Here is an 11260-nt window from a genome sequence, read left to right on the forward strand (position 1 = left end):
CGGCCGAACCCGCTGCCCCAGCCGGACACGGCCGTCCTTACGACGGGAACCCGGACGGCCGGGCCATCATGGCCTCCTCCGGACGGCAGGCGGACGGGCAGGGATGACGTGAAGACGACGGGCGCGCGGCGGTCCCCGGTCTGGCCGCTGGTCACCTGGGGCCTGACGAGACTGCCGCTGCTGCTGTTCGTCCTCAAGGTGTACGTCTTCCCGGGCCCGGACGTCACCAGTGACGTGTCCGTGATCTACCGGGGCTGGTACGAGGTCCTGCGCACCGGGACGTTCCCGCTGGACGACGTCACCTGGCAGTACCCGCCGGCCGCCGCCCTGGCGATCCTCTCCCCCGCGCTGCTGCCCTTCCTGGAGTACGCGACGGCCTTCTTCGTCCTGGCCTGCCTGGCCGACCTGGCCGTCCTGGTCCTGCTGCTGCGCGCGGGCCTGCGCCCGGGCCGCACGCCGCGCGGCGCGTGGGTGTGGGTGGCGGGCCTGCCGCTGCTCGGGCCGACGGTGTACGCGCGCTACGACGTGATGGTCACCGCCGTGGCGGTCGCCGCGCTGCTCGCGGGGGCCCGGCACCCCCGGGCCATGGGGGTGCTGGCGGGCTTCGGGGCGCTGCTGAAGGTGTGGCCGGCGCTGCTGCTGCTCGGCGCCCGGCGGCGGAGCTCCTGGGGCGCGGCGGTGGCGACCGGCCTCGGCGTGGCGGCCCTGTTCGCCGTGGTCATGCCGGGCGCGTTCACGTTCCTGACCTTCCAGCGCGACCGGGGCACCGAGGTGGAGTCGCTGGGCGCGCTCGTCTTCCATCTGGCCCGGCACCACGGCTGGCGGGGCGAGGTGCGGCTCAACTACGGGTCGGTGGAGTTCCTCGGCCCGTACGTGAGCGTGGTGAGCACGGCCGCGCTGTTCCTGACCGGGGCGGCGTTCGGCTGGCTGCTGCTGTGGCGGCTGCTGGCGGCCCGCTTCGAGGAGCACACCCTCGCCGACGCGGCGTTCGTGGCGGTGCTGATGTTCACCGTCACCAGCCGGGTGATCAGCCCGCAGTACCTGGTGTGGCTGGTCGGCCTGGCGGCGGTCTGCCTGGGCTTTCGGGGCAGCCGGATGCGGCTGCCCGTCGCGCTGGTCCTCGCGGCGGCCCTGGTGACGGTGCTGGAGTTCCCGGTCTGGTTCGCCCACGTGGTGGCCAGCGACCCGCTCGGCATCACCCTGCTGGCCGTGCGCAACGGCCTGCTGGTGGCCGCGGCGCTCACCGGGGCCCGGGCGCTGTGGCGGGCGACGGTGCGGCGCCCGTCCCCGGCCCCGCTGCCCTCCCAGGCGGCCCGCGGCAGCGAGACCCCGGTCTCCTCCTGACGGGGGCCGCCCGGCACACGGGGGCACACAGGGACACACGGGGAACCGCCGGGAGCCGTGCGCCGCCGCCCGGACCTCCCGCGCACGCCGCCAGGCTTCCTCCACCAAGACGGCGGGCCCGTCCGCGCGCAGCAGGCGCAGGACACGGCCCGGCGGGGCGGGCCGCGGGCCGCGGGCCGCCCGGGCGACGGGCGAACGCGCCCCGCGGAGAGAGGCGCTCTCCCCGCTCGATCAGCCGAGCCGGTCCCGCAGGTGGTCCCGCCACTGCGCGGTGAACTCCTCGGGCGTCGTCCCGAGCACCGTCCGCATCGCCTCCCGCACCGCCCCCGCCCGCTTCCCGTGCGCGCCGACAGCCCGGTAGAACTCGCCGAGCCCGGCCTCGCCCCAGCGTTCGGCGATGAGCCGGCAGGCCGTCCAGCCGCTCTCGTAGGCCCGGGCGAGCCGGCTCGCGTCGCCGGAGAAGCCGAAGTCCTCGTCGTCCGGCAGCCGGTCCGGCACCCGCCCCTCACGCACCGCGCGGGCCAGCTCCGGCGCGGTCTGGGCCGGCGTGCGCCCGCTGCCGCGGTAGCCGACCCAGTCGGCGTACCCCTCGGACAGCCACATCGGGGTGGCCGCGTTGGTGTCGGCGCGGGTGGCGACGTGGGTGGTCTCGTGGGTGAGGACGACCTGCCTGCCGAGCGGGCCGAGCAGGCCGTACGCGTCCGGGTTGACGGTGATCCGGTCCGCGGGCGCCCGCGCCGGGGCGCCCGTCTCGCCGGTGGTGACCGCCGCGATGCCCCGGTAGGAGGAGGCGGGCGAGCCGAGCAGCCGGGCCATCGCCTCCAGCGACCCCGGCACGAGCACGACCACCCGCCGGGGCCACCGCGTCCCCCATGCCCCGGACACCGCCGGCACCGCCCGGTCGGCCAGGTCCGCGTATCCGCGCAGCGCCTCGCGGGACTGCCCGACCCCCATGACCAGGCTGTGCGCACCGCGTACGACGAGCACCTCGCCCTGGTCCCACAGCTGCTGCGCGGACTTCCGCGCGGGCCGGTCGGAGTCGACGTACCAGCGTCCGTCGTCCTGCCTGCTCAGGCCCAGGGTGCGCCCGACGGTGACGGGGGCGTGGTCGTAGCCCTCGAGGCGGTAGCGCAGTTCGGCGTCGGCGGTGGCCCGGTCGCCGGTGCGGTGCAACGCGGTCAGGCGGTACGACCAGTGCGCGAGCGGGACCGCGGCGAGGTTCCCGAACCAGCTCGGCGCGCCCGTCCGCTCGAAGGCCGCCCGGTCGCGGTCCAGGACCGCCGCCGCCCGCCTGTGCAGCGTCCGCTGCACGTCGGCCGCGGCCCCGTCGGCAGCGGACCGCCCGCCGCAGGCGACCAGGGAGACGAACAGCAGACACAGCGCGACGACTCCGGATCCCGACACCCGCCCTCGACCAGCCACCGTCCGAGGGTACGGGTGGGCCGGGCCCGGGGTCAGACCCTGGTGACCGACGAGACGGGCATCATGCCGACCGGGTCGTAGCGCACGGGTGCGCCGGGGTAGGGCGCGTGGACGACCTGGCCGTCGCCCATGTACATCCCGACGTGGCTGGCGTCGGACCGGTAGACGACCAGGTCGCCGGGTCTCGCCTCGGACAGCGGGACCTGCCGGCCCGCGTGGCGCTGGGCCTGCGAGGTGCGCGGCAGGGAGACCCCGGCCTGCGCGTACGACCACTGCATCAGGCCCGAACAGTCGAAGCCGCCGGGCCCGTTGGCGCCCCAGACGTACGGCTTGCCGACCGCGGAGCGGGCCGCGGCGACGGCGGCGGCCGCACGGCCGGAGGCCGGGACGGCGCCGCCGGGGCCGGGGACGCCGCCGCGGCCGGAGCGGGTGGCACGGCCGTAGGCGGCGCGCTCGTCGTCCGGGAGGGAGTCGAGCAGGTGCCGGGCCCGGGCGAGTTTGCGCTCCACGGCCCTCCTGCGGTCGGCGACCGCCTTGCGGCTCCTCTCCAGTTCGCCCAGTTTGCGGGAGGCCTCCGCGCGTTCCTGGGCGAGTGCGCGCATGGCCGTCCGCAGGTCCTTCAACGTGCCCGCGTGGCGGGCGCTGATGCGGTTCAGGACGGAGGCCTTGTCGAGGTAGTCGTCCGGGTCGTCGGCGAAGAGCAGGGCGAGGGAGGGGGCGAGGCCGCCGGAGCGGTACTGGGCGCCGGCGAACGAACCGAGCGACTCCCGCAGGGTGTTGATGCGCTCCTGCTGCCGGGCGATCCGGTCCTGCGCGATGCCGACCTGCTCGCGCAGCGCGTCGGTGCGCTCGTCGGCCTCGTTGTAGGCCTCGGTCGCCTTCTCGGCCTCCTCGTAGAGGCGGTCCACCCCGGCACGGGTGTCGTCGTGCGGCGCGGCCTGGGCCGCCGGTACGGCGCTCAGGGCGGCGGTCGCGAGGGACAGAAGGCCGACGACGGCACTGGTGCCCCGGTCGGACCTGGACGGTGCAAGGCGGCGATGGGACCCCACGAAGCCGCTCCCCTTCCGCTGGCGGACATGGAAACGCGGCAGACAGTAGCCCCGCCGTGCGGCGCCGGCCAACGACCGGCGCGGGCACGCACAGTGACGCCCCGCCGCTGACGCAGGTCATCGGCGGGGCGTGGGGCCACTGCACGGTGGTGCGATTCGCCCGAACAGCGGACGCGGTGTCCCGGTCCCGCAGGCGCCCGGAGGGGAGGGCGCCGTCCGGGTCAGACGCGCACGCCCCACATGAACGGGCCGCCGATGGTGTTCATCGACTCGTACCGCACGACGGTGCCGGTGCGCGGGGCGTGGAGGACCTGGCCGTTGCCCGCGTACAGGCCGACGTGGTGCAGGTCGTTGAAGAAGAAGACCAGGTCGCCGACCTTCAGGTCGCTGACCGAGTAGATCTTCGTGCCGTAGCCGGACTGCGCCTCGGAGGTGCGCGGGATGGCGACGCCGGCCTGGGCGTAGGCCCAGGAGGTCAGACCCGAGCAGTCGAAGGAGGACGGGCCGGTGGCGCCGTAGACGTAGGGCGTGCCCAGCTTGCTCTGGGCGGCGGCGAAGGCCGCGGCGGCCCGGCCGGAGCCGGTCGGGACGTCGGCGGTGAGGGCCTCGCGCTCGCTGGTACGGCTGGCGCGGTCCTGCTCGGCGGCGAGCTGCGCCTTCTGCTCGGCGGTGAGGCTGTTGAGCAGCTTCTGCGCGGCGGCGAGCTTGTTCTGGACTTCCTGCTTCTTCTTGCCGAGTTCCTCGCGGGTGGAGGCGAGGTCCTTGAGCTTGTCGGAGGCCTCGGCGCGCTCCTGGGCGAGTTCGCGCTGCTTGTCCTGGATCTTCTTCAGCGCCTCGACCTGCTGGCTGCTCAACTGGTCGAGGGTGGAGGCCTTGTCCAGGTAGTCGTCCGGGTCGGACGAGAGGAAGAGCTGGACGGAGGAGTCGATGCTGCCGGTGCGGTACTGGGCGGCGGCCGCCAGACCGATGCTCTCGCGCAGCTCGTTGAGCTCTTCCTGGCCGCGGGCGACGTTGTCCTGGATGGTGGAGATCTCCTTCTGGAGCTTCTCCTGCTTCTCCTTGGCCCCGTTGTACTTCTCGGTGGCCTGCTCCGCCTCTTCGTAGAGCTTGTCGACCTTCGCCTTGACCTCGTCCTTGCTCGGCTTCTCGCTCGGCGCGGCGTTGGCGGCCTGCGAACTCAGGGCGACAGCAGCAGCGGCAGCGGTGGTCAGCACGGTCACACGTGCGCGGCTGGGCTGCTTGGGACGACGGTGGGACGCCACGGAGGCGAGCTCCTTCTTCCTCCAGCCGCCTACCGACACGCCGGTGGGCGGTACCCTCCGCCGTCACTCACCCCTTGCGAGCGAACACCCGAGCGGAGGTTCGGAGGCAGACCCTAGTGACCCCGCTGTGATCAGATCAAATCCTCAGCTGCAAAATCTCCCCCACCGAGCGCATTCTTCACCCGTAACTCACAACTCGTGATACGAGGTTGACGCTGCGTCGCGCCACCGCCTCGCCAAATCGGGCAAGAGGCACGGACATTGCACTTCGGGACGTTTCATGCTCCGACGGACTTCGTGGACTCAGCTCCGCGAGAGCCGCCTGAGCAGTGCCGCGGAGGGGACCGGCCGGGCGCCCGCGCGGGCCACCCCGTCGGCGACCTCGCGGTCGGTGGAGGCGACGATGACGGGACGGCCGGGCGGTTCGGCCCGCACCAGCTGGCGGATCAGCTCGTCGGCGGTGACGCCCGGTTTGGAGAACAGCACCCGCACCCCGCGCGGCGGCGCCAGCAGCACCGGCGCGGCCAGCTCGGCCCCGTCGAAGACACAGGTCACCTCGGCGCCGGACTGCGCGGCGAGTTGCGCGAGCTGGCCGAGCAGCCGCAGGCGCTGCTTCTCCAGCGGCATCTGCGGATAGCCGGTCTTGGTGACGTTGTAGCCGTCGACGACCAGATGGGCCTGGGGCAGCGCGAGCAACTGGTCGAGGACCGCCGGGTCGTCCTCGGACAGCGCGCGGGCGGCGATGTCCTTCGGGCTCATCCGGCCCGGCTCGACGGCGTCCACGGTCTCGGCGGGCCGCACCGACACCGGCGGCAGCGCGAGTTCGCGGCGCAGGCCCTGGGCGGCGTCCAGCACGGTGTCCAGCAGCAGCCGGACCCGCATGTCCTCGACGCTGCGCCCCTCGCGGGCGGCCCGGCGCGCGGCCTCCAGGGCGGCCTCGGTCTCGCCGAGCCGCGCCCTGAGCCGCCGGGCCTCGCTCTCGGCGGCGGACACCTGGACCTGCCCCTCGGCGCGGACGGCCTCGATCTCGCCCCGCACCTTGCGCAGGGCCGCCTCGCCGCGCTTGACGTCGCTCAGGGCCGAGCGCAGTTTGCGGTGCAGCGACTCCGCTTCCTTCTTGGCCGATTCCAGCTCACCGCGCAGCCGCTCGGTCTCGGTCCTGGCGTGCTCCCGGGCCCGCGCGAGCTCCGCGCGCAGCCGCTCCAGCTCCGCCCGGCTCTCCTCGTCGGCGCGCTCGGCGTCCGCGCGCTGCGCCTCCTCGCCGGCCGCGGTGACCAGCTTCACCCAGCCGGCCGGGCGCAGCACGTAGGCCGCGGCCGCCACGTCGAGGGGGTCCGCGGCCGGGGGCAGGGAGCCGGAGTCGAGGGCGCCGGCCAGTTCCGGCTGGGACTCCCTGAACTTCTCCCCGATGCGCTGCCGGAACAGCGGGTCGTTCTCCAGCGCCGCGGCCATGGCGTTGCCCGCGAACTTGGCCCGGCGGTTCGGGGCGAACCGGGCGTACTGCCGCAGCTGGGCGGGCAGCTCGGCGACGGTCAGCGCGCCGAAGCCGTCGGAGACGATCTGCACGACCCTGCGGCGCACGCCGTCGGGCAGCGGACGGTCGAGCACCTCAGCGGCGCCGTCGCCCGGCCCCCCGCCTGCGCTCTCCACCATCCGTCACACCCCAATGCCTGTGCGGGGCCGGTCCCGGTCAGGAGCCGGCGCCCGGCCTGTCGACGAGTTCCACCTGGTCCACGGCGTTGCACCAGCGGCAGCGCACCGACTCGATGGTCTCACTGAGCACCTCGCGCTCCTCGACCTCCGGGTCGCCGGCCAGGTCGAGGTGGACGTACTCGACGACCTTCGAGGAGCGGGTCACGTCGAAGCGCGTGAGGTTGCCGCAGAGGGTGCAGCGCCACCGCGTCGTGGCGGTCGGCAGGGGAACCGTCATGGCGACTGTTCGCCTTCCTTCTAGTGTCCGTGACGCGCCGGGCTCCCCGGAGCGTGTGGCTCGTAACCCTACGGCCTGGCGGGTCCCCGCCGCCCGCCCGTCCACGGCGGCGAGGCGATCTGCCGGCTTGCGTCCCGGTACGTCATGCTCTGTGTTCATGGTCGGCAAGTGGAGCGCACCCTTTTCCGAGACCCGGTCCGCCCCCGGCAGGGCGCGCGGACGGGCCGAGGGGCCGTCGGCGCCGGTGACGTACGGGCTGATGGCCCTGTGCCTGCTGGTCTTCCTGGTCTCCCCGGCCTCGGGCCTCAACCCGGCGCACGGCACCGGCGACGCGCTGTCCGCCGCGCAGCGCGCCTACTTCCGGCAGTGGGGGGTGATCCCCGCGGACCTGTTCGAGGGGTCTGCCGGGTCCGTCCTCACGCCCGTCACCGCGCTCTTCGTCCACGGCAGCTGGGTGCACCTGCTCGGCAACATGCTCTTCCTCTACGTCTTCGGGGCGATGACCGAGGAACGGATGGGCCGGGTGCGGTTCGTCCTGTTCTACGTCGGCTGCGGTCACCTGGCCCTGCTGGGCTACGCCGTCGCCAACGCGGACTCCGAGCAGTCCCTGGTCGGCGCCTCGGGGGCGATCTCGGCCGTCCTCGGCGCCTTCCTGTACCTCTTCCCCCGGGCCCGGGTGACCAGTCTCCTGCCCTTCCTGTTCTTCCTGCCGCTGCGCTTCCCGGCGTGGGTCGTGCTGCCGTTCTGGGCGGTCCTGCAGTGGCTGGCGGCCGGGCGCACGTCCCCGGGGCCGGACGTGGCCTACCTGGCCCACCTGGTGGGATTCGGCCTGGGCTTCGCCTACGCGTGGGGCCGTTTCGGCCCTGCGACTAAAGTGAGGGCCGCACCGCCTCCGGCGTCCGAGGGAGAGAACCAGCCGTGATCACCGCGATCGTCCTCATCAAGACCAGCGTGGACCGGATCCCCGAGATCGCGGAGCAGATCGCTTCGCTGGACAGCGTCAGCGAGGTCTTCTCCGTCACGGGGACGTACGACCTGATCGCGATGGTGCGGGTGAAGCGGCACGAGGACCTCGCCGAGGTCATCCCGGGCCGCATCAGCAAGATCCCGGGGGTGGAGGGGACGGACACCCACGTGGCGTTCCGCACGTACTCGCAGCACGACCTGGAGGCGGCGTTCGCGATCGGGCTGGACAACTGACGGCCGGGCGGACGCCGCCACGCTCCGGTCCTCCCCGCCGCCACGCCGCCCGGGTCCCCGCCGGGCGGCGAGACCGTCCCGCGCCCCGCGGGTGATCGCCCCGGGCGCGGGCCCCGCCGCCGGCTCGGGCTCGGGCGGCCGGAGCCGCCGTTCACCGGAGCCGCCGTTCAGGCGGAGGTGTCCGGCACGCACCGCCCGTCCTGCGTGCGGTAGCTCCACCGGGCGCCGTCCCGCACGAGCTCCTTCACGGCCCGCACGAACCGCTCCACGTGCTCGTCCGGCGTCCCCGCGCCGAAGCTGACCCGGATCGCGTTCAGGGCCCTCTCGCCGGGCGCCGCCTCGGGCGCCCCGCACTCGCCCTGCGCCTGCGGGTCGCCGCCGAGCAGGGTGCGCACCAGCGGATGGGCGCAGAACAGCCCGTCCCGCACGCCGATGCCGTACTCGGCGGAGAGCGCGGCGGCGAAGTGGGAGCTGTTCCAGCCCTCGACGACGAAGGAGATCACCCCGACGCGCGGGGCGTCGTCGCCGAAGAGGGACAGGATCCGCACCTCGGGCACGTCGGCGAGCCCCTCGCGCACCGTGCGGACCAGGTGCTGCTCACGGGCGACCAGGGCGTCGAAACCGGCCTCGGTGAGCGCCTTGCAGGCGGAGGCGATGGCGTAGGCGCCGATGACGTTGGGTGATCCGGCCTCGTGCCGCGCCGCCGTCTCGTGCCACTCGACGTCCACGCCCCCGTCCGCGCGCCGGGTGACCTTGCGGCTGGCGCCGCCGCCCGCGAGGTACGGCTCGGCCTCCCGCAGCCAGTCCGCGCGGCCGGCCAGGACGCCGGAGCCGAACGGGGCGTACAGCTTGTGCCCGGAGAAGGCGACCCAGTCGACGTCCAGGTCGCGCACGCTCACCGGGTGGTGCGGGGCCAGCTGCGCCGCGTCGAGCACGATCCGCGCGCCGTGCGCGTGGGCGACCGCCGCGAGCTCCCGCACGGGCCACAGCTCGCCGGTGACGTTCGAGGCGCCGGTGACGCAGACGAGGGCCGGGCCGTCGGGGCCCTCCCCGCCCGGGCGGGGCCGGGAGCCCGGGGAGGGGGCGCGGCCGGCGAGGGCGCGCTCCAGGATCTCGACGGCCCGCCGCGGGCTGTCCGGGGCGTCCAGGCAGGTGACGCGGGCGCCCCGCCAGGGCAGCAGCGCGGCGTGGTGCTCGGTCTCGAAGACGAAGACCTGGCAGCCGCCGGGCAGGGCGGCGGCGAGGAGGTTGAGCGAGTCGGTGGTCGAACGGGTGAAGACCACCTGGTCCTCCTCCCGGCAGTCGAGGAACCCGGCGACGGTCCCGCGCGCGTTCTCGAAGAGCTCCGTGGACAGCTGGGAGAGGTACCCGGCACCGCGGTGGACGCTGCCGTAGTACGGCGCGTAGGCGGCGACGTCGTCCCAGACCCGCTGCAGCGCCGGGGCGCTGGCGGCGTAGTCGAGCGCCGCGTAGGCGACCTCGCCGCCGGTCACGAGGGGCACGGTCACGTCCCGGCCCAGAACGGGCAGCGGGGCACGGACGGACTGGTCGGCGGCAGCGGTGAGGACGGACATGGCTGAACTCCCGTACAGGCAGGCGGAACTCACCACGCGAGCGCGCACGGCTCGAGCGTGGGAGAAGGTGAAAGGGGATGCGGAGGCGGGGCTCTGCGGCCCTAACGCATTCGCTTGCTCACGGAGAGACTCCCTCGAACGACCAGGACCCCTGGTTTCGCGAGGGGTCCGCGCTTGCCGCAGACCTCGCTGCCTGCGGCCTGGTCTTCACCCGGGGCACCCCGCCACGGACGGAGGGTTGCCGGACAGCCGGCCGGGGCCTCATGGCTGTCGCTCATGACCTGGTGAGCATCTTGCCACACGATCACCGACGCGCAAGGGCGCGGTCCGGATACCGGACCGCGCCCCGCGTCGGCTCCCGCGGGTTCAGGCGTTGCTGGCGGCCACCCAGCGCTCCAGGGTCCGCTTCGCCGCCCCCGAGTCGATCGCCTCCGCCGCCTCCTGCATCCCGGCCCGGATCTGCTCCACCAGCGGCGCCCGGGTCGGCCGCAACGCCACCAGGGCGGCCGCCGAGTTCAGCAGGACGGCGTCGCGGACCGGACCGGTCTCGCCGTCCAGCAGGCGCCGCGCCACCTCCGCGTTGTGGGAGGCGTCGGCGCCCCGCAGGGCCTCCACGGGCACCAGGCCGAGGCCGGCGTCCCGCGGGTCGAAGGTCTCCTCGGTCACCTCGCCGTCCCGGACGACCCACACCCGGGACGTCGAGGTCGTCGTCAGCTCGTCGAGGCCGTCGTCGCCCCGGAACACCAGGGAGGAGTTGCCGCGCTCGGCGAACACGCCGGCGACGATGGGCGCCATGCGCGGGTCGGCGACGCCCACCGCCTGGGCCTTCACCCTGGCCGGGTTGGTGAGCGGACCGAGGAAGTTGAAGGTGGTCCGGATGCCCAGCTGGCCCCGTGCCGCCGCCACGTGGCGCAGCGCCGGGTGGAACCGCACCGCGAAGCAGAAGGTGATCCCGGCCTCCTCGGCGACCTCGGCCACCCGCTTCGGCGTCAGTTCCAGGTTGACCCCGAGCTTCTCCAGCACGTCCGAGGCGCCGGACGCCGACGAGGCGGCCCGGTTGCCGTGCTTGACGACCTTCGCGCCGGTGCCGGCGACGACGATCGCCGACATGGTGGAGATGTTGACGGTCCTCGCGCCGTCGCCGCCGGTGCCGACGATGTCGACCGTGTCGCCCGGCACCTCGATCACGTTGGCGTGCTCGTACATCGTGCGGACCAGGCCGGAGATCTCCTCCACCGTCTCGCCCTTGGCCCGCAGCGCCACCGCGAACCCGGCGATCTGCGCGTCGGTCGCCTCGCCCCGCATGATCAGGTCCATCGCCCAGGCGGTGTCGTCCGCGGACAGGTCACGGCCGTCCAGCAGGCCGTTCAGCAGGGCGGGCCAGGTGCGGCCCGCCGCGTTGTCGCCTCCAGCGGGGGTCACAGCGCTCATCAGCCGCTCCTGGTCGTCGTACGTCGGTGGTGGATCCCACCCTATCCA

General features: G+C 74.2%; 10 protein-coding genes and 1 riboswitch. Of the genes, 3 read left to right on the forward strand and 7 right to left on the reverse strand.

Annotation, left to right across the window (positions count from 1 at the left end; all coding sequences use genetic code 11):
* The first annotated feature begins 108 nt into the window (after positions 1-108).
* Positions 109-1344 (forward strand): glycosyltransferase family 87 protein, encoded by a 1236-nt coding sequence (locus AB0L29_RS06405; RefSeq protein WP_365823935.1) that lies wholly within the window; start codon positions 109-111, stop codon positions 1342-1344.
* A gap of 231 nt (positions 1345-1575) precedes the next feature.
* Here the strand turns inward: AB0L29_RS06405 and AB0L29_RS06410 are convergent, their stop codons facing one another.
* From AB0L29_RS06410 to AB0L29_RS06430, 5 genes are all read right to left on the reverse strand, one after another.
* Entirely contained in the window at positions 1576-2766 is a 1191-nt protein-coding gene (locus tag AB0L29_RS06410) for a hypothetical protein (protein WP_365823937.1), read from the reverse strand.
* A gap of 32 nt (positions 2767-2798) precedes the next feature.
* The gene (locus AB0L29_RS06415) at positions 2799-3815 is read right to left on the reverse strand and encodes an NlpC/P60 family protein (RefSeq protein WP_365823939.1); all 1017 of its coding nucleotides are present in this window, start codon (positions 3813-3815) and stop codon (positions 2799-2801) included.
* 221 nt (positions 3816-4036) lie between these two features.
* Positions 4037-5077, reverse strand: coding sequence for an NlpC/P60 family protein (locus AB0L29_RS06420; RefSeq protein WP_365823941.1), 1041 nt, complete (start codon positions 5075-5077; stop codon positions 4037-4039).
* 303 nt (positions 5078-5380) lie between these two features.
* Positions 5381-6730 (reverse strand): NYN domain-containing protein, encoded by a 1350-nt coding sequence (locus AB0L29_RS06425; RefSeq protein WP_365823943.1) that lies wholly within the window; start codon positions 6728-6730, stop codon positions 5381-5383.
* A 37-nt stretch (positions 6731-6767) separates the two neighbouring features.
* The gene (locus AB0L29_RS06430; protein ID WP_365823945.1) at positions 6768-7007 is read right to left on the reverse strand and encodes a hypothetical protein; all 240 of its coding nucleotides are present in this window, start codon (positions 7005-7007) and stop codon (positions 6768-6770) included.
* 259 nt (positions 7008-7266) lie between these two features.
* Here AB0L29_RS06430 and AB0L29_RS06435 point away from each other — a divergent pair, with 259 nt between their 5' ends.
* Both AB0L29_RS06435 and AB0L29_RS06440 read left to right on the forward strand, forming a co-directional pair.
* On the forward strand, positions 7267-7929 hold the full coding sequence (locus tag AB0L29_RS06435) for a rhomboid family intramembrane serine protease (RefSeq protein ID WP_365824077.1): 663 nt from the start codon (positions 7267-7269) through the stop codon (positions 7927-7929).
* Positions 7926-8207, forward strand: coding sequence for an Lrp/AsnC ligand binding domain-containing protein (locus tag AB0L29_RS06440; RefSeq protein ID WP_365823947.1), 282 nt, complete (start codon positions 7926-7928; stop codon positions 8205-8207). The genes AB0L29_RS06435 and AB0L29_RS06440 overlap by 4 nt, the downstream gene beginning before the upstream one ends.
* A gap of 167 nt (positions 8208-8374) precedes the next feature.
* Here AB0L29_RS06440 and AB0L29_RS06445 read toward each other — a convergent pair whose 3' ends face one another.
* Together AB0L29_RS06445 and trpD are read right to left on the reverse strand one after the other, a co-directional pair.
* Positions 8375-9781 carry an aminotransferase class V-fold PLP-dependent enzyme gene (locus tag AB0L29_RS06445; RefSeq protein ID WP_365823949.1) on the reverse strand — a complete coding sequence of 469 codons (1407 nt, stop codon included), beginning with the start codon at positions 9779-9781 and terminating at the stop codon, positions 8375-8377.
* Positions 9782-9946: 165 nt separating this feature from the next.
* Positions 9947-10063: riboswitch (SAM riboswitch) on the reverse strand.
* An 84-nt stretch (positions 10064-10147) separates the two neighbouring features.
* Positions 10148-11212 carry an anthranilate phosphoribosyltransferase gene (trpD, locus tag AB0L29_RS06450; RefSeq protein WP_365823951.1) on the reverse strand — a complete coding sequence of 355 codons (1065 nt, stop codon included), beginning with the start codon at positions 11210-11212 and terminating at the stop codon, positions 10148-10150.
* Between the last annotated feature and the right edge of the window lie 48 nt (positions 11213-11260).

It is taken from the genome of Streptomyces sp. NPDC052701 (assembly GCF_040678355.1).
Classification (GTDB): domain Bacteria; phylum Actinomycetota; class Actinomycetes; order Streptomycetales; family Streptomycetaceae; genus Streptomyces.